Genomic DNA, 18589 nt, shown 5'->3' with positions numbered 1-18589 from the left:
GAAGGAGGGTGGAAAAGAGCAGGTGGAGCCGCCTACACCTCCGTGTCGTCCGGCTCGTCCCGCAGTTCCGTGACCCGTTCCAGCAGGATCGCCTCCCAGGCGCGGCCGAGGCGGGTCCTCAGCAGGCCCGGCGAAGCGTCCCCGCGCCCCTTCAGGCCCGCGGCGAGGTGGATCACGGTGTCGCAGCGGGCGAGCCAGAGGCCGCGCAGACAGGGGCGGGCACCGTAACCGGCGAGGGTGGCGGCGCGGACGGCGGCGGGCGAGCCGACGGCGAGGGCGAGGCCCGCGATGTCCTCGGCGGGGTCCCCGACGACCGCGGCGGTCCAGTCGAGGACGCCCCGCACCCGGCCGTCGGCGCTGACCACGAGGTGCTCGCCGGTCAGGGCGTGGTGCACGAGGACCGCGCTGCCAGGTTGCGCGGCGAGCTGGACCGCGGCCGCGGAGGTGAGCTGCTGGAGCCGGGCCGGGTCGAACTCGTCGGCCGCGCGGAGGCGTTCGACGGCCCGTGCGGCCTCACGGCGCAGGGCCTCCAGGGAGCGCGGGGCGACGCGCGGGACGCCGAGTGCCTCGGCCCCCCGTACCGGCACCTCGCGCAGGCCCGTGAGCAGTCCGGCCAGGTCGGCCTCGCCGACGGCGGACACGTCGTGCTCCTCCGCCGAGCCGCCGGGCACCTTGGTGTCCAGGGTGTAGGCCAGCCCCGGTACCCACTCGCCGTGCGCGACGCTCGTGGGCACGGCGACCGGCAGGTGCGCGCGGACCAGGTCGCGCAGACGCAGCTCGCGGCGCCGGCGGACGGAGGCCGCCCGGTCGGGGGCGAGACGCAGCACATGGCGGGTACCGACCCACCAGGTGGAGTGCTCGCCCCCCGCGGCGACGGGCCGGATCTCGGGTCCGCCCGCGTCAGCCGCGCCGAGCGTGCTGTCCTTGAGCAGGGAACGGACCAGTCGGCGGACCGTGTCCGCGGTGGGTGTCGGTGCCTGGGTCATGGTCGCGCCGTACTCGTTCGAGGGGTGGAGGGCTCCTGGGCTCGGTCAGTCCACTATGACCATCTCGCGGGTCGTGTCGTTGAGCCTGCGGCCGCCGTCCTCGGTGACCGTGACGATGTCCTCGATGCGTACCCCGAAACGGCCCGGCAGATAAACACCGGGCTCCACGGAGAAGCACATGCCCGGGACCAGGGGCTGCTCCTCGCCCTCGATCATGTACGGCGGTTCGTGCGTGGTGACGCCGATGCCGTGCCCGGTGCGGTGGATGAAGTACTCGCCGTACCCGGCGTCGGCGATGACCGCGCGGACGGCCCGGTCGACCTCCTGGCAGGGCACTCCGGGCCGTACCGCGCGGAAGCCCGCCTCCTGTGCCGCGCGCACGAGGTCGTGCACCCGGCGCTCCTCGTCGGTGGGCTCGCCGACGTGGACCGTGCGGGAGGTGTCGGAACCGTAGCCGTCCTTGAGGCCGCCGAAGTCGAGGACGACCATGTCGCCGCGTTCGATGACCCGGTCGCCCACTTCGTGGTGCGGGTTGGCGCCGTTGGGCCCCGAGGCGACGATGGTGAAGTCGACCTGTGAGTGGCCGAAGCGGCGCAGCAGCTCCGCCAGGTCGGCGGCCACCTCCGACTCCCTGCGGCCACCGAAGGGAACGTTCCGGATCTCCTCGAACGTCGCGTCCGCGGCAGCGCCCGCGGCGGCCAGCAGCTCCAGCTCGGCCGCGTCCTTGATGGCGCGGAGCATCGGCAGGGCGTCGGTGAGGGAAACGTACGAGGTGCCGGGCAGGGCCTTCTGCAGGGCCAGCAGGTGCATGGCCCAGGCGTTGTCGCTGATGCCGAACCGGCCGCCGGTGTCCAGGAGGCCGGCGGTGACGGCGTAGGGGTCCTTGCCGTCGGTCCAGTCCCGCAGGGTCAGGGCGCTCGCGCCGGCGGCGTTGGCGGCGTCCGGGGCCTCCAGGGTGGGGACGACGAGGACGGGGTCCTGTCCGGGGGCGAGGACCAGCAGGGTGAGCCGCTCGGTGACCGCGGGGGGCGCGTATCCGGTGAGCCACACCAGGTCGGGCCCCGGGGCCACCAGGAGACCGGCGAGCCCGGCCTCGTCCGCCGACCGGACCGCGCGCTCCATGCGGGCCCTGTAGTCGTCGGCGGCGAAGGGCGCTGCGGTGCCGGTCATGCGGGCCTCCCGGGACGGGTCAAGGTCTGTGGGCAGCATCCTGCCCGGACGGCGTGGGGCGCGCGAGCCGATCGACACGACTTTCGGACGGACCGGACGCGGCGCGGGCCGTACGCGGGCGTCCGGCGACGCAGATCCGTCGGCGGAAGCGGCGAGGGATCGAAGACCTGTTCGGCGGTCCTGGTCCGGTGGAACGGCTCGGGGGCGTCGCTCCCGTCCTTCGGACCTCGGCCCCGTCGATTCGCTGCTCGACCGGCTCGACTCGGCCGCCCACCACCTGGAGCAGGCCCTCACGTGATCCGCGAGGCGGGGGGCACCGCACGGCCAGGGCATCGGACGTCACTGCGCGACTGCGCGCCCGGCACACGGAGGCCGCCGAGTGCCACCGGCAGGCGCACGCCCTCTACGCCCAGAACGGCGGCCGGGAGGGCGAGGCCGGGGCGCTCAACGGCCTGGACCAGGCCGGCCACGGTGACCGGTCCTGCAGGTGGCCCCGATGCCGTGGCTCATGAGGCGTCCTGATGAGACCGGGTCGACGAAAGTGGCCCTGCTGGGCATCGACCCCGAAGTGAGGACTTTCACGTGACCACACCCGGTACCGCCGTCAGTTGTTGGTACCCGCCGCTGCGGTGCCGGACCGTCAGGACGAGCTCGCGTCCGGGGCGGGCGCCCGCGACGGCTCGCGCGAGGTCGTCCGCCGTGTCGATCCGGGTCCGGCCGAGGGCGAGGAGTACGTCGCCCCGGACCAGGCCCGCCGTGTATGCCGGGCCCGGGATGTGGACGCCGACCACCAGGGCCCCGGCCTTCTCGGCGTCGACGGCCTCCAGGCCCAGGGTCGCGGTGGCGGGCGCGGGGCCGGCCGTCGGCTTCGTAGGGGACGGAGAGGGGCTGGGGTACCCGGTCGTGGCGGGGCTGCCGGGCTGCACTCCGGCCCGCTGCCGGAGTTCGGCCAGTTTGCTCATACCGATCACCGTGGCACCCACCGTTCCGAGGCCGACCCCCGTCAACAGCAGGACGGCTGCGACGAACAGGCCGCACAGCAGGGTCGTGAGCCGACGCCCCCGCCGACGCGCGGCGTGCGGGCGCCGGGCGGGCCCGGACGTCCGGGCACCGCCCGGCTCCTGACCGGGCATGGGCTTGGGACGCAACGCAGTCTGTTCCATGGATCGCCTCCGGCTGGATCACCACCGGCTGGTGCCTACCCGGTGCACCGGCGCCCGACGAGCCACGAACGAGTGAGACTGACGGCGGGTCAGGAACGGGCAGCGCCGGGAACGAACGCCGACGCGGTGCGCCTACGGCCCCCGCCCCCGGCCGTCCGGGCACCGGCACGAGCCGCGGTGGAGCCCGCCCGGCGCAGGGTGCGTCAGCCCGTGTGCCCCTCGCCGTGACCGCCGTACGCCCCGTCGAACTTGCCCATGATGCGGAGCATCTGACTCCCCGGGACCCGGTAGACGTCCTTGTGTCCCCGCTCGTTGGGCGCCGGCGGAATCGTCCTGGACGGGTCGACGGTGAGCGGGGTGCGGGTGCCGCCCACCGTCGCGTCGAAGCCCGTCACCACGTACGGATCCCGTGGGGCGCGAGGTTGAGGAAGCTCCGGCGATCTCCGTCTCGCGCAGCACATCGCCCGAGGCGGGGCGCGGGACGGGTGGGGCCCCGCCCGACGCGAGAAGCCCGGGCCTCCGAGAGAGGCCCGGGTGAACCGTCCCGGCAGGAAAGTCGCTGCCCCGGCCCGCCAGGGCAGGCCCAGAGGGGCAGCCCTGGCGGGAGGAGCCCCGTCAGCCCGCCACGGGGAGTGCCGGTGGGCGGTCCGGGAGGAAGCCGTGGGTTCGGCCGGACAGGTATTCCGCCTTGTAGCGGTCGACCGTGCGATGCCAGTGCAGGATGCCCGCCATCCAGTGCTGGAGGTCCTGGACGTAGCCCCGCATGACCTCGCGTGCCTCGTCCGAGAGCCCGAAGTCGTCGTAGACGACTGGCAGTTCGTGTGCGGCGACGTGCTCGAACTGCTGCATGCGCTGCGTCATCAGGTCGTGGACGACACGGAGCCCGGTCGGGTAGTCGATGCCGAAGAAGTTCTGTACGACGAGGATCGCGTTGTGGATCTCGCCCTCGTACTCGATCTCCTTCTGGTACGAGAAGACGTCGTTGAGCAGGCACGCGTAGTCGACGGCGGCGTTCTCCAGGGAACGCACCGGACCGCTGCGGTAGACCTCCGGAGGGACGGAGGGGCCGTGGCCCATCCGGCACATGCTCATGGTGAGGTCGGAGCCGAAGGTGGCGCGGCGCATCTCCAGGTAGTCGACGGGGTCCGGGATGCGGTGCTGGATCTGGTTGAGCAGTTCCCACACCCAGCTCTCGGTCATCACGTTCACGGCGTCCTTGAGGGTGCGCCGGTCATCGAGGGGCATCTCCGCCGTGGTGCGTGCCCACAGGTCGACCAGGCCGCGCTCCATGGCGTTCACAGGGACGATGACCTGCTCGCCGTCCAGGGGCATGCAGTCCGACAGGCGCTGTGTGGTCAGGCGGGCGGCGGCGAGGTCGCGGCGGCCGCCGTAGACGAGGGGGTAGTAGTCGTCGCCGTAGGTTCCCCAGGCGAGCCAGTCCGAGCTGAGGTCGAGGGCCTCGGCGCTCGCGTCCGGGTCGATGCCCGCGGAGCACAGGGGGAGGTCGGCCGCGGCGAGCCGGTCCTCGTCCCAGACGCCTTCCTGGAGCATGCCCATGCGGTGCGCCCACTCGACGAGGCGGGGCCGGGCGCCGGGCAGGTGCGGGCTGTGTTCCACCGCGAACGGCATGTAGAAGTCGGGCAGCAGGGACGGGCCGACCTTCTGGAACGGCACATGCGTGTGGGCGCGCAGCCGCTCGGCGCCGGCTGCGGCGAGCAGGGCACCGACGTCGGCGGCGGAGGTGCCCGCGCCGGTCGGTCCGTGCCACGGCTTGGCCGTCTGCGCGCGGGCGTTCATGTAGCGGCTGGAGCGCATGTGCCACTCGTGGCCGCCGGACTGCCAGTCCTGGAGTCCTTGCGTGTACCGGGCGACGGCGGCCCCCTCGCCCGGAGTGAGACCTGCCTCCAGGGCGACCGCGGGGACCTCGGTCAGCGCGGTGTGCTCGAACTGGTGGAGACGGGAGGTGAGGACGTCGTTGACGGTGTCGGCGGCTTCCTGGGTGGTGCAGCCGAAGAAGGTCTCCAGGACGAGGACGCCGTTGCTGAGCTCACCCTCGTCCTCGACCTCGCGCTGGTAGGAGAACAGGTCGTTGCGCAGGTGCACGGCGTCGGAGAACGTCTCCATCAGGACCCTCAGCGGACGCGATCCGGCCACGGAGGCGGGGACCTCGGCGGTCGCGTACTCCACGAGCCCGGCGGACCAGGGAGCGCCGCCGACCTTGCGGCGCATCTCGATGTACTCGACGGGGTTGGCGATCCGGCCCTCGTTGATGTTGGAGAGCTCCCACAGGGACTCGTTGAGCAGATGCTCGGTGGCGACCGCGAAGCGGCGGCGCCAGTCCGCGGACATCGACGGCACGGTACGCGTCCACAGGTCGGCCAGGCCCGCCTCGACCGGGTTCTCCGGCTCGGGCATCGGCGTCGACAGGTCCATCGGCATGAAGAGGGGCAGACGGTCGAGGTAGGCCTTGCCACCCGCGCGGTCCTGGGTGCGCTTGAAGATCTCCAGGAAGTGGTCGTCGAAGAAGAACACCCACACGTACCAGTCCGTGATGAGCGAGAGGGCGGGGCCGTCGCAGTCGGGGTGTGTGTAGGCGCAGAGCAGGCCGTAGTCGTGTGCGTCGAGGTCGGACTGCTCCCAGATCCCGGACCCCTCCAGCATGCCCATCTCGCGCGCCCACACGCTCGAGTGGGCGCGTGCCTCGTCGACGTGCGGGTTCAGCCGCGCGGGGTACGGCATGTAGAAGTGCGGGAGTTCGAAGGGCTGCTGCGTCATGAGCCGGGCCCTACCCAGGGCTCCCGAGGGCCATCCGCGGACCGGGACATGATCACACCATCGCGTGAATCAGGGGTGAATCCGGGCACGGCGAAGGGGATTTGTGACGTGGGAGGCGGCGCGGGCTCCCGGCAGGGCGGTCCCGGCACTCGTACCGAAGACGAACGGCACCCTCCGACCGCCGCCGCCTCCGCCGATCCACCTCCGTCGTACCGACTCGTGGGCGGCGGCACGACGGCGACGGCCCCGGGTCGCCGCCCCGGCCGGTAAGGCCGGTAAGGCCGGTACAGCGGGGCGTTCAGACGTCCGGAGCGCTCCGGACGCGGCCGAATCGTCACTCCCCCGAGAGATGCGGAAGAACCTCCTCCGAGACCCAGGCCAGCGCGTCGGACAACGCCTCGGCGGCGACCGGCAGCCATAGCGAGCAGGCGGAGAGTCCGCCGTCGGCCAGCTCCTGGAGCTCCTCCCGCACCCGCTCGGCGGTCGGTTCGGCTCCGCCCAGCAGGCGTCGTCCGGGCAGTTCCAGGGCGGCCTCGAAACCCGGGGGTACGAGTATCTGGCCCGCCGTCAGCTCCAGCGGGCCGGCCGGATCCCGCCGTGTCTCCGCTCCGAGCCCGGCCAACCGGCCCCGCACCTCGGCGAGTCCGGCCGCGTCGAGACCGGAGCCGTGCCATGCGTCGCCGTACCGCAGCGCCCGGCGCAGGGCCGCGTCGCTGTGGCCGCCGACCCACACGGGCGGTCCCCCGGGCGTGCGGGGCCGCACCCCCAGTCGCACCCCGGCGTCGTCCCGCGTCGGCCGGCCACGCCACAACCGCCGTACGGCGTCCAGCTGTTCGTCGGCACGGCGGCCCCGCCCGGCGAACGGCACTCCTGCGGCAGCGAACTCCGCCGTGTCCCAGCCGGTGCCCACTCCGAGGGTGAACCGGCCGCCGGAGAGCCGGTCGAGCGTGGCGGTCTGATGGGCGACGACGACCGGGTTGTACAGGGGCAGGACCAGGACGCTGGTCACCAGCCCGATCCGGGTCGTCGCTCCGGCCACGGCGGACAGCAGGACCAGCGGGTCCGGGGTCACACCCGCCGCCCCGGCCAGCAGATGGCCGCTCGCGATGACATGGTCGAAGCCCAACTCCTCGGCGGTGCGGGCGGTTTCGAGGACGTCGTCGATCTCGTCCTCGTGAGTGGGCCACAGCCGGTGCGGTGCGACTCCCAGACGCATACGGTGCGCCTCCCTCGGCGTCGAGGTGACAGGGGGTGGTGCATGGGGGGCAACACCACGACGGCTGCCTTTCGTCCCGGGCCGCCCCTTCCCTCGGGATCAAGTCCCCTTCCATCCGCGTGACATGAGAACCTGAGGACGGGAGAGGGGTTCGGACGTAACCGTCGAGGTGTGTGCCGACAGGGGGGTCCTCGATGTTCGGGGGAGAATTGTTCACCCAGACCGCTGCCGCCGCCGCGGGCACGATGGTCGGGCTGATGACCACGGACGCCTGGCAGGTGGCCCGGCACCGGATCTCGCGGATCCTGCGGCGGGAGGACGTGGCGCGGCTGGACGAGGCGCGGGCGGCGCTGAACGCGGCTCCGGCCGCCCGGCAGCAGGTCATCCTGCGGGAGCAGCGGGACGAGTGGGACGCGACGCTGCGCGGACTGCTGGCCCGTGACCCCGCGTTGTCCGACCTGCTGGCCGAGTTCGTGCAGGAGTTCTCCGGTGTGGCCCGCCCGCTCTTCATCCAGATCCAGCAGCAACCGGCCGCCCTGGAGACCCGCGCCCCCGGTGCGCTGACCGTCGCCCCTCCGCTGGGGCGCCTGGACCGGCGGGTACGGGGCCGTGAGTCACTGCTGGACACGCTCAAACAGCTGGTGGGCAAGCCGACTTCCGGTGTGCGGGTGCTGCACGGCATGGGCGGGGGTGGCAAGACGACCGTCGCCCTGGAGATCGCCGCGTACGCCGCCGCGCTCAACGTCGACGTGTGGTGGGTGACCGCGAAGAACCCGGCCGGGCTGAGCGCCGGAATGCGTGAGGTGGTGGCCGCGCTGGGCACGCCCGCCGACCTCATCGACCGTGCCTGGTCCGGGCGTTCGAGCGCGACGGATCTGCTGTGGCGGCGGCTGTGCGACACCGCGCACCCGTGGCTGCTGGTCGTGGACAACGCCGATGAGCCCGAACACCTCGCCCCCTACGGCAGGTTGTCGGAGGGAACCGGCTGGATCCGGCCGGCCGCGGAGCTGCCCGGTCTGGTGCTGATCACCAGCAGGGACAGCAGCCCGACGACGTGGGGGCCGTGGGCCACCCTGCATGCCGTGGACGCGCTGGAGGAGACCGACGCGGCCGAGGTGCTGTGGGATCTCGCCGGGGAGCGGGCCGGTTCGCGTGAGGACGCGCAGGACCTGGCCCGGCGGCTCGGCGGACTGCCGCTGGCCCTGCGGATCGCGGGCTCGCATCTCGCGGCGGCCTCCGCCTTCCCCGCCTGGCCGGGCACGACGACCGTGCGGACGTACGCCGACTATCGCGCGGCCCTCGACGTGCGCTTCACCGAACTCCTCGACGAGCACCCGCCCGGACGGCCGGGCAGCGACTACTCCGTCCCGGTGACCGGTACCTGGGAGCTCTCGCTGGACCTCCTGGAGCGGCGGGGCATCACCCAGGCCCGGCCGCTGATGCGGTTGCTGTGCTGTCTGGGCGAGGCGCCCGTCCCGCTGGTCGGTCTGATGCGTCCCGACCGGCTGGCGGACTCGTCGCTGCTGCCCGGCGTCACGCCCCAGGAGCTGTTCACGGCACTCACCTCGCTCGCCGACTTCGGACTGATCGAGCTGCACACCCCGCGCGGCGGCGACGACCACACGCGCACCCTGCTGATGCACCCGCTCGTCCGGGACGCCGGCCGGCTCCAGCGGGACCTCGCCGAACACATGCGGGAGTACGCGGCCGTCGTCGCCGACCTGGTCGTCTGCGCCACCGCGGAACTGAGCGAGGACGACCCGCGCGACTGGCCCCGCTGGCGGCTGCTGCTGCCGCACTGCGACGCCCCGCTGGCCCTGATCGGCGACCCGTACGAGGCGGACGACGCCCTCGTCTCGAAGGCGCTCAGGGCAGCGGCCGCCGGGGCCCGGCACCTGTTCCGGCGGGGCTGGCTGGACCGGGCGGAGGAGGTGCTGGAGGCGTGCGAGCCGGTCGTGCTGGCCTGCGGACCGCGCGATCCGGACGCGCTCGAAGTACGGTCCGCCGCCGCCCATCTGCTCCAGCTGCGCGGGCGGCTGCCGGCGGCGGAGTCGCTCCTTCGTACCGTCCTCGCGGACACCCGGGAGCTGTTCGGTGACGAGGCCGGCGAGACCGCGGACGCCCGGTACGCGCTCGCGAACCTGCTCTGCGACCGGGGGCGCCCCATCGAGGCGGAGACCGAGTACCGCGCGGTCCACGCCACGCGCCGGGTCCTGCTGGGCGAGCGTGATCCCCAGACCCTCGCGGCCCGCAAGGGCGTGGCCTGGATGGCCCGCTACCGAGGGCTGCTCGCGGAGGCCGAGGAGGACTACCGTCTCGTCCTGGACGCCTACCGCGAGACACTCGGTGCGAGCCACCCCGACACCCTGGTCACCCGTCACGAGATGGCCCAGGTGCTGCACGAGCGCGGCATGTTCCGGCAGGCGGAGCAGGAGCTGCGGGAAACCCACCGGGAGTGCGCCGACGTGCTGGGCGAGCGCCACCCGAACACGCTCGCCGTGCGCCATGACCTCGCGGACGTCCTGCGCGACCGCGGCCTCCTGGCCGAGGCCGAGCACGAGTTCCGTACGGTGCTCGGGCTGCGCGCCGACGCCTACGGCGAGGACCATCCGGAGACCGTGGCCGCCCGGCACGGCCTGGCCACCGTGCTGCGCGACCGGGGCTGGCCCGGCGACGCGGAGAACGAGTTCAGGGAGGTCTTCGAGGTCCGCCGCAGGCTGCTCGGCGACATGCACCCGCATACCCTGGCGGTCCGGCACAACCTGGCCGACCTGCTCATGGAGCGGGGCCAACTGGAGGCCGCCGAGACGGAGTTCAGGGAGGTGTACGCGGCGCGCAGGGAAGTGCTGGGCGAACAGCACCTGCTCACCCTGTCCGTACGGCACGGCGCCGCCCACGTCCTGCACCTGCGGGGCCGCACCGGCCGGGCCGAGACCGAGTACCGCACGGTCCTGGCGGACTGTGTCGACACCCTCGGTGCCCGCCACCCCGGCACCCTCGCGGTCCGGCACAACCTCGCCGACCTGCTCAAGGACCAGGGCCGACTGGCGGCGGCGGAACAGGAGTTCAGGGAGGTGTACGCGGCGCGCCGGGAAGTGCTGGGCGAACAGCACCTGCTCACCCTGTCCGTACGGCACGGCGCCGCCCACGTCCTGCATCTGCGCGGGCACGTCGAGCAGGCGGAGGCGGAGTACCGGACGGTGCTCGCGGACTGCGTGGAGACGCTGGGGCCACGGCACCCGGGGACCCTGGCGGTCCGGCACAACCTGGCCGACCTGCTGTGCCTGAAGGGTGAACTCGACGCGGCCGAGGCGGAGTTCATGGAGGTGCTGGAGGCCTGCGAGGAGGTTCTCGGTCTACGCCATCCAAGGACACTGGCCGCCCAGGAGGCGTTGGCCCGTCTGCGGTCCGACGATCAGGTGCCCAGCGATCCCGACTCCGCGGCGGCGGGCTCGTAGCCCGGGAAGCGGGCCGGGATCTGCCCGAGGTCCCACAGCGCGAGCGCCTTGTCGTCGTAGAAGTCGTCGGACTCGTCGTCGCCGATGACCTGGAGCGGTGCGGGCAGGCCGAAGGGAGCGAGCCGGAGGTTGATGGGCCGCCACCAGCCGGTGACGATGTCCGTGTTGGCGGCGGTCCGGGAGAAGCTGGTGGTGAGCAGATAGCGCGAGCCGCTCTCCCGGAAGCGGGTCAGCGCCTCCACCACGTGCTGGTAGGAGAAGTGCACGAGGGCGTCGCGGCACACGATGAGGTCGACGCGCGGCACGGGCTGGGCGGTGAAGTCGAGCAGCTGGAACTCCCGCCCCGGGCCGGGGTGGTGGGCGCGGTTGGCCTCGACGAGTTCCGCGACCACGTCGCCGCCGAGGTAGGAGGCGCCGTGCAGTTCGACGTACCGCATCCAGTTGAAGTCGCCGCAGGGCGCGTCCAGCACCGACCGGATGCCCAGGTCCTCGATGAGGGCGCCGAGTTGGCTGATGACCCGCTTCATGCGCTGGAGCTCGGAGCCCGGTCCCGAGCGGGTCTCGTCGGAGCCCCAGCGGTTGGTGCGGTAGATGTCCGTGAACACGTCGTGCAGGTCGGTCTCGTCACGGGCGTCCGTGACGTCGACATAGCGCCGAGCGTCCACGTCGTAGACGGGCTCCCCAGGATTCCTCAGGTACCGCGGGGTCAATGACGTCCTCTTTCGCTGCCCGTCGGTGGGACGTATGGCAGCCCACCGGTACACGTCGGCAGCATAGCTGTCAGGGCCGTTCCTGGATGAGCGCACGGCTCCCGCTCGTCCGCCGGAGCCGACCCTCCGCGGCGACGAGGGCGGCCTCCGTACGGCCGTCGCGCCCGGTGATCACGCAGTCGGCAACATAGCCGTCAGGGCCGTACCTGGATGAGCGCACGAGTGCCGCTCGTCCGCCAGCGCTGACCCTCCGCGGCGACGAGGGCGGCCTCCGTACCGCTGTCGAGGCCGGTGATCACATCGGACTTCAGCGTGCGCAGGGCGGCGACCGGTCCCGGGAAGTACGCGGTCACGTCGGCGAAGGAGGTGGTCGGCGGCCAGCGCCGGTCCCCCACGAGACGGCGGTAGTTGAGGTCTCCCTTCAGCACGGTCAATGCGGCCCCGCCGATCTCCGTACGAAGGTCGTCGGGCATGTCCGTGTAGGGCAGCGGAGCGCAGGAGAAGTCGTGCGCTCGGACGGCGAGCCGCCCGTCGGCCATGGCGTCCCACAGCAGGCGCCCGTACGCCGAGGCCTCGCCCGGCGCCCGCACGAGCCGGCGCAGGGCGTCGACCACGTCGGCGGTGGTCGCGTCGGAGACGTAGTAGGGGTGGGGCTTCACGTGCAGGACGGCCCGCTCGACACGGCCGTGGCGGAGGAGGTGGGCAAGGAGCAGCAGGTCGGGGATCAGCTCCCGGCCGGCGTTGTCGGCGATCAGGCAGAGCGTGCCGGCGCCGTCGAGCAGTGACCGCAGCCGGTCGCTGTCGTCGGCGACCAGATCCGGCACGGCGGCCCGTTCCTCGGCCGCCCCGTCGGAGAGCCGGAACCCGAGGTCGGCCCGGTTGCCCCACAACGACCCGTGCAGCAGGGCCGTTTCCCGCTCCTCGGCGGGCCGGGAGGCAAGCGTGTCCAGCGCCTCCAGCTCCCGGTCCGTCTCGGGGGATTCGAGCTCGGCGAGCTTGGCGGGCCGGAACGGGTCGATCCCGCGCCAGGGGCCGTCTCCGAAGTACCCGACGGCGTCGAGGAGCCGACGGTAGAAGTAGCTCTCGGACCACAGCCACGGCACGTCGAACCAGGAGCGGCCGATGTGGGCGTCGATGCCCCACTCGGCCCACGCGCCGCCCGGAAGGGGTTCGATCACGCCCTTGGTGCAGCTGTCGAGCAGTGCGTCGAGGCCGCGGTGCTGCTCGGGCCCGTAGGGGAACGCCTCCCGGACCTGCCCGATGATCGCGGGGTGCCGCTCGGCAAGCACGCTGTACGGAAAGGCCCCGGGTTCGTTGCCGAGGATGACGTCCGCGCTGAAAGACATGCGGCGACTGTAGTCACCCGGGAGCGCCGGGAACCGCGCGGCCGGCCGCGGACGGCCCGGGGCAGCCCGCCGCCCCGCACCGGAACGGCGCTCAGCCGCCCCGGGACTCCTGCTCCAACTGACTCACCAGAGCCAGATACCGCGCCCGCCGGTGCACGGGCACCAGCCCCCTGATCATCACGTGCCACATCTCCGCGAGCCGTCGCGGCTGCCGTCCCACCGGCTCCACATGGGGGCCCACGACCCGGGTGCCGACGAAGAAGCACACCAGTGAGTGGGCCACCGCGTCCACGTCGGTGTCGGGATGGAGATCGGACTCCTTGACCGCCCCGAGCAGCTTCCCCGTGGCCAGTTCCATCCACTCCGCGAACGGATGCCTGAGCGGCGGCCGCACCGCGACTCCCCCGGTGGCGAGCCGGAGGCCGGCGCGCAGGACGGGGCCCTCGACGGACAGTCGCGCTATCCCGAAGGTGATCCGGACCAGTGCCTCCAGCGAGGTGTATCCGCGGGCGTCGACGTCCCCCGTCACCTGCTGGGACGTCCGCGACTGGATCTCCAGGATGGCGTGGGCGAGATCGTCCTTGGCCGCGAAGTGGAAGTACAGCGCGCCCTTGGTGACTTGGGCGTGCTCGACGATGTCACTGAGACTCGTCGACTCATAGCCGCGACGGTCGAACAGATCGGCGGCGGCGTTGAGGATCGTCGCTCGGGTCTGTTCAGCGCGTAACTGCCTCGGCATCGACTAGCACACTCCTGTGACGCAAAAGAACGGGACATGCCGTTTGTTTCTCACTCCCTGTACACGATATCTCACCCCTCTGCGGCGCCCACTCGGCACTCGAAGGCCACCGATTCGCCTTGCAGCGCGACGACTTGTACGTCGCTGCCGGCGCCTGTGCTCACTTCCATCCACACTGGTTTGTCGAGCTCGGCGTACTGGTGAAACGCGGCGTGGAAGGACGTCGGCACCCACCGGTCCCCGCCGCCGTGTGCCCGTGCCGCCTGGCGGGCGGCCTCCAGGAGGAGCATGCCGGGGATGTGGTCCAGCGGATGGTCGAAGAAAACGGGGTGTGCGGTATCGACTCTCAGGCGCCAGCGGTCGGAGCGGGCGGTGGGTGACAGGAGCACGTCGGCGCGCAGGGCGCGTCCCACCGTGCCGGCCGGCAGCGGCGGGGGCGGTGGCTGTGGCAGCCGCAGGGCACCGACGTCGGCGGTGCGGCCCCGGCGCAGCCGACGGTAGACGGACTGGTTCGTCCAGCTCACGGCGATACGGCCGGTCGCGACGCGTTCGCCGCCCAGGCGTACGACGGCGTCGTAGCGCAGTGCGGTCGGGCGGCCGCCGCGGCGGCGGATCTCGTCGACGGTGATGTCGATGACGGGTTCGGCGGGGGCGGCGCCGACGGCCAGGTGCTCGGGGCGGGTGTCGACACGCAGTTCCTGGAGGACGAACTGATGACCGATCGGGACCTCGTAGGCGGCGTGGGCGAGGAGCGCTCCGCACTGGCGGACCGTTTCTGCAATGAGGAGCGGTTCATAGGCCGAACGGTCCGGGGACACGTGTAACTGGTGGGCGCGCGGCCACTGGGCGGTCAGCGTGAACCGGTCGGGGCCCGTCCTGGTCCAGCCGGTGAGGAGGGTCTCCGCGACGGCCACGCGGTGCACGAGTTCTCGGGGGACGGTCGCCGTCAGTGCTCCGGGCCGGGACTCCGTGAACTGCCGCGACTCTGACATGCTCCCCCTCGTTGCTCCGAAGCCGTGATGGACGGCGAGGTGCCCGTGCCGGTGAGCGATAGAGTACGAGGGATTCCGGTCTGTTTTCAATGTGATCCGATCGAGACCGGAAGAAACCCGACTCGGCGTATGGGAGGGGTTCTTATGGCGAGACAGGAGCGCGCCATCAGGACACGCAGGACGATCGTGGAGGCAGCGGGGGCCGTCTTCGACGAACACGGGTACGCCGCCAGCACGATCGCGATGGTGCTGGCGCGGGCCGACGTCACCAAAGGCGCCCTGTACTTCCACTTCCCCTCCAAGGAGTCCCTGGCGCAGGCCGTGCTCGACGAGCAGTTGTCGCTGGGCGCCGTACCGCCGCATCCGTGCAAGCTCCAGGAGATCGTCGACATGACGTTCGTCTTCGGGCACCGGTTGCAGACCAACTCGCTGCTGAAGGGGAGCGTGCGGCTGACCGTGGATCAGTGCGCACCGCCCGGCGTCGACCACACGGGGCCGTTCCGGCAGTGGAGCGAGCATCTGTCGGCGACGCTGCGGGCGGCCGGCGAACAGGGCGAGTTGCTACCGACGGTGGAGCCGCGGGACACGGCGGATCTGCTGGTCGGGGCGTTCGCCGGGGTGCAGTTGATGTCACGGGCGCTCAACGGGCGGGAGGATCTCGGGCACCGGATCTCCGTCATGTGGGCCCATGTGCTGCCGAGCATCGCGGTGCCGGGGCTGCTGATCGGCCTCGACAGCCGGCCCGACCGCGGGGCCCGGGTGCTCGCGTCCGTGGAGAGCGGAGCACTGGTGGGCGCCGAGGTGTGATGCGGCCCGGCCCGGGAGAACACACGCCCCGCCCCACGCACGACGGGCCGGCCGGTGCACCATCCGCACCGGCCGGCCCACTCGTTCGAGAGAGTTCGCTCAGAAGGTCAGCTTCCAGCTGTTGAGCGTGCCCGTGTCCTGCGCGGCCGTGTCCTGGACGCGGAGCTTCCAGGTGCCGTTCGCCGTCTCCGAGGACGCGTTCACGGTGTAGGTGGTGTTGACGTTGTCCGCCGAGTCGGAGGAGCTGGCCGCCTTGAGGCTGTACACCGTGCCGTCCGGGGCGACGAGGCCGATCACCAGGTCACCGCGGTAGGTGTGGGTGATGTCGACGCCGACCTGGAGGGTCGAGGGGGCGTTGCCGGTGCGGCCGGTGACGGCGATGGAGGACTCGATCGCCGAGCCGTTGTCCGGGACGACGACCGCGGTGGTGCTGGAGTAGGTCGTCCCCGTCGTCGTGCCGCCGCCGCTCACGGCCGCAACCGTCTTCGCCGCGTCGGCCAGGCCCGCGCCGCAGCCGCCGGAGCAGGCGCCGGGCAGCGGTCGGGCGTTGTTCTTGATGGCGGTCTCGATCTGCGCCGGGGTCAGCGAAGGGGCCGCCGACTTCACAAGCGCGACCAGGCCCGCGATGTGCGGGGTGGCCATGCTGGTGCCCTGGTAGTAGGCGTACGACTCCGAAGAGGCCGTCGAGGCACCGGAGTTGAGCGTGGACAGGATCCCGTTGGCGGTGCCGGTGCTGGTCTGGCCGCCGGGCGCCGAGATGTCCACGAGGGTGCCGTAGTTGGAGTACGAGGCCTTGGCGCCGGCACGGTTGGTGGCGGCGACCGAGATGATGTTGTTGCAGTTGCCCGGCGAGTGGCCGGAGACGTTCTCGTTGTCGTTGCCGGCCGCCACGGCGATGGTCGTGCCGCGGCTGACGGCGTTGTTGATGGCGGTCTGGGTCGCCGAGGTGCAGGCGCCGTCGCCGCCGAGGCTCATGTTGATGACCTTGGCGACATTGGTGTTGGCCGGCACGCCGGAGACGGTGCCGCCGGACGCCCAGGTGATGGCGTCGATGATGTCGGAGTCGTAGCCGCCGCACTTGCCGAGCACGCGCACCGGGGAGATCTTCGCGCCGTAGGCGATGCCCGCGACGCCCTTGCTGTTGTTGGTGACCGCGGCGATGGTGCCGGCGACGTGCGTGCCGTGCCAGGAGGAGCTGGAGGCCGGGATGCCGGAGCCGCACTCGTTGGCCGCGTAGTAGTCGCCCGGGTCGGCGGGGTTGCTGTCGCGGCCGTCGCCGTCGACGGAGACCGCGGTGTCGGAGATGAAGTCGTAGCCGCCGACGATGTTCGCGGCGAGGTCGGAGTGGGCGACGTAGCCGGTGTCGATGACGGCGACGGTCACGCCGGTGCCGGTGGACGTGGTCCAGGCACCCGGCACGTTCATGCCGGCGGTGGACTCGAACAGGTCCCACTGCTTGGCGTACTCGGTGTCGTTGGGGTCTGCCTGCGGCTTGTTGAGGCGGTCCGGTACGACGTAGGCGACCTGCGGGTCCGCCTTGAACTCGGCGACGGCGTCGGCGACTTCGGCCGTGCTGGGGTCGGCTCCCAGGTCCACGAGGGCGGCACCGGTGCCGAGGCGGCGCTGGAAGTCGGCGTCCTTGGCGGCGGCGTCGGCCTCGGCGGCCTTGTTCGACGTGGCTTCGGCGGCACCGGACTTGTAGCCGACGATGAGGCGCTCGGCCGGGGTGCCGGGGGCGGCCTCGGTCGACGCGGCCGGGACGGCGCTCCCCTGAACGGGGGCGTCCTGGGCGACGGCGACGGAGGCCGTGCCGACGGAGAGCAGGGCCGCGGAGACGGCTGCGGCGGATATCAGCTTCCGCCTCAGGGAGGGCGAGGTGCGCAAGGGCTTGCCTTTCGTGGCCGCGCTCCGGGGCAGCGCGGAGCGGCAGTCGAATCGCTTCGGCGATGAAGCGGCGAGGGGGGTGAAGCCAGGAAGGGGGGAGAAGCCGGCGGACACGACGGGCGGCCAGACGTGGGGTGCGTGACCCGTTCGGGGTTACCTGTGGGTCAGCTGAGATCGAACGATAGGCAAAGGGATGGTCATGCGGATACAGGGGAAACCCTTGACCCGCCCGGAAACCACCCCTGTCGGCGGCCGGTTGACCGGGGATGGCTCGCTTTGACCGCGTCTGCGCGCAGGCGAGCCGCCCGCCGTGCCGGTGAACGCGCGGGGCCTGTGTCCCGTACTGCACGGAAGCCCGTCTTTCCCGCGCCGCCCGAGGAGGAGTTCCGGATGGCCCGGACGCCCAGGACAACCGCCCGCCTTACGACCGCGTCGGTCGCCGTCGCGGCGCCACTGCTGCTGACCCTGTTCGCCGCGGCGCCCGCGCAGGCGCACGGCGCTCCCACCGATCCGGTAAGCCGGGTCTTCGCCTGCTCCCCCGACGGCGCCTCCTCGGGCACCGCCGCATGCCGGGCGGCCGTCGCGGCCAATGGCTCGCCCTTCACGGCGTGGGACAACCTGCGCGTCGCGAACGTGAACGGGCGGGACCGGCAGACGATCCCCGACGGGAAGCTGTGCAGCGGCGCCCTGCCCGCCTACCGGGGCCTGGACCTGGCGCGCTCGGACTGGCCGACGACACGCCTGTCCCCCGGCGCGTCACTGACCATGAAGTACGTCTCGACGATCCCGCACACCGGCACGTTCCGGATGTACCTCACCAAGCCCGGGTACGACCCGTCGAAGCCGCTGAAGTGGTCGGATCTGCCGGAGCAGCCGTTCGCGCAGGTGAAGGACCCGGCGCTGACCGACGGCGCGTACCGGATCAGGATGACGCTGCCCAAGGACCGCACGGGTCGCCAGGTGCTGTATACGATCTGGCAGAACAGCAGTACCGCGGACACGTACTACTCGTGCTCGGACGTGGTGTTCCCCGCGGCGGCCGAGGAGCGCGGGACGGACGCGGGCACCGCCGCGTCGCCGACCCCGTCCAAGGCCGCGAAGAAGGAGTCCGGGAAGAGTGCGGCGCCGTCCACTCCCGCCGCCACTCCCACGCCGACTCCGTCCGTGGTCCGTTCGGCGGACGCCGCCGCCCCCGAATCCTCTCCGGTGGCCGCCGACGCGGATCCCGGCTCCGGACCGTCCGCGCCCATGATGGCGGGCGGCGCCGCCGGAGTGCTGGTGCTCACCGGGGGCGCCGCCCTGGCGCTTCGTCTGCGCCGACGCTGAACTACCGCTTCAGGCAG

14 protein-coding genes are annotated in these 18589 nt (G+C 72.2%); 3 read left to right on the top strand and 11 right to left on the bottom strand.

The window, feature by feature from the left end; genetic code table 11:
• Positions 1–32 precede the first annotated feature (32 nt).
• The 6 genes from ACZ48Z_RS24285 to ACZ48Z_RS24260 form a co-directional block, all read right to left on the bottom strand.
• A complete protein-coding gene (locus ACZ48Z_RS24285) occupies positions 33–986 on the bottom strand; it encodes an aminoglycoside phosphotransferase family protein (RefSeq protein WP_468737963.1) in 954 nt (317 codons plus the stop codon).
• A gap of 45 nt (positions 987–1031) precedes the next feature.
• Positions 1032–2156 carry an aminopeptidase P family protein gene (locus ACZ48Z_RS24280; protein ID WP_468737962.1) on the bottom strand — a complete coding sequence of 375 codons (1125 nt, stop codon included), beginning with the start codon at positions 2154–2156 and terminating at the stop codon, positions 1032–1034.
• A gap of 578 nt (positions 2157–2734) precedes the next feature.
• Entirely contained in the window at positions 2735–3319 is a 585-nt protein-coding gene (locus ACZ48Z_RS24275; protein WP_468737961.1) for a PDZ domain-containing protein, read from the bottom strand.
• Between the two features lie 203 nt (positions 3320–3522).
• Positions 3523–3717, bottom strand: a complete 195-nt coding sequence (locus ACZ48Z_RS24270) for a hypothetical protein (protein WP_468737960.1) — start codon at positions 3715–3717, stop codon at positions 3523–3525.
• Positions 3718–3934: 217 nt separating this feature from the next.
• On the bottom strand, positions 3935–6094 hold the full coding sequence (cyc2, locus tag ACZ48Z_RS24265) for a germacradienol/geosmin synthase Cyc2 (RefSeq protein WP_468737959.1): 2160 nt from the start codon (positions 6092–6094) through the stop codon (positions 3935–3937).
• Positions 6095–6428: 334 nt separating this feature from the next.
• On the bottom strand, positions 6429–7310 hold the full coding sequence (locus ACZ48Z_RS24260) for a TIGR03619 family F420-dependent LLM class oxidoreductase (RefSeq protein WP_468737958.1): 882 nt from the start codon (positions 7308–7310) through the stop codon (positions 6429–6431).
• A gap of 194 nt (positions 7311–7504) precedes the next feature.
• On the opposite strand from ACZ48Z_RS24260, the gene ACZ48Z_RS24255 reads away from it, so the two are divergent.
• Positions 7505–10768: a tetratricopeptide repeat protein gene (locus tag ACZ48Z_RS24255; RefSeq protein WP_468737957.1), complete on the top strand. Its 3264-nt coding sequence runs from the start codon at positions 7505–7507 to the stop codon at positions 10766–10768.
• On the opposite strand, the gene ACZ48Z_RS24250 is transcribed toward ACZ48Z_RS24255, so the two are convergent.
• The 4 genes from ACZ48Z_RS24250 to ACZ48Z_RS24235 all read right to left on the bottom strand — a co-directional run bounded on the left by ACZ48Z_RS24250 (position 10726) and on the right by ACZ48Z_RS24235 (position 14555).
• Positions 10726–11433, bottom strand: coding sequence for a class I SAM-dependent methyltransferase (locus ACZ48Z_RS24250; protein ID WP_468737956.1), 708 nt, complete (start codon positions 11431–11433; stop codon positions 10726–10728). The genes ACZ48Z_RS24255 and ACZ48Z_RS24250 overlap by 43 nt on opposite strands.
• Positions 11434–11672: 239 nt before the next feature.
• On the bottom strand, positions 11673–12824 hold the full coding sequence (locus ACZ48Z_RS24245; RefSeq protein ID WP_468737955.1) for a damage-control phosphatase ARMT1 family protein: 1152 nt from the start codon (positions 12822–12824) through the stop codon (positions 11673–11675).
• Positions 12825–12915: 91 nt separating this feature from the next.
• Positions 12916–13563, bottom strand: a complete 648-nt coding sequence (locus ACZ48Z_RS24240; protein WP_468737954.1) for a ScbR family autoregulator-binding transcription factor — start codon at positions 13561–13563, stop codon at positions 12916–12918.
• Positions 13564–13634: 71 nt separating this feature from the next.
• Entirely contained in the window at positions 13635–14555 is a 921-nt protein-coding gene (locus ACZ48Z_RS24235) for a ScbA/BarX family gamma-butyrolactone biosynthesis protein (RefSeq protein WP_468737953.1), read from the bottom strand.
• A 144-nt stretch (positions 14556–14699) separates the two neighbouring features.
• Between ACZ48Z_RS24235 and ACZ48Z_RS24230 the strand changes: the two genes are divergently transcribed.
• Entirely contained in the window at positions 14700–15362 is a 663-nt protein-coding gene (locus tag ACZ48Z_RS24230; RefSeq protein WP_468737952.1) for a ScbR family autoregulator-binding transcription factor, read from the top strand.
• Positions 15363–15461: 99 nt separating this feature from the next.
• On the opposite strand, the gene ACZ48Z_RS24225 is transcribed toward ACZ48Z_RS24230, so the two are convergent.
• Complete coding sequence (locus ACZ48Z_RS24225; protein WP_468737951.1) at positions 15462–17246, bottom strand: S8 family peptidase; 1785 nt, start codon at positions 17244–17246, stop codon at positions 15462–15464.
• Between the two features lie 390 nt (positions 17247–17636).
• Between ACZ48Z_RS24225 and ACZ48Z_RS24220 the strand changes: the two genes are divergently transcribed.
• Positions 17637–18572: a lytic polysaccharide monooxygenase gene (locus ACZ48Z_RS24220; protein ID WP_468737950.1), complete on the top strand. Its 936-nt coding sequence runs from the start codon at positions 17637–17639 to the stop codon at positions 18570–18572.
• Positions 18573–18589: the final 17 nt, after the last annotated feature.

It is taken from the genome of Streptomyces sp. NPDC031225 (genome assembly GCF_055570355.1).
Note: the sequence above shows the minus strand (reverse complement) of the source record. Positions and strands in the feature narration are given on the sequence as shown.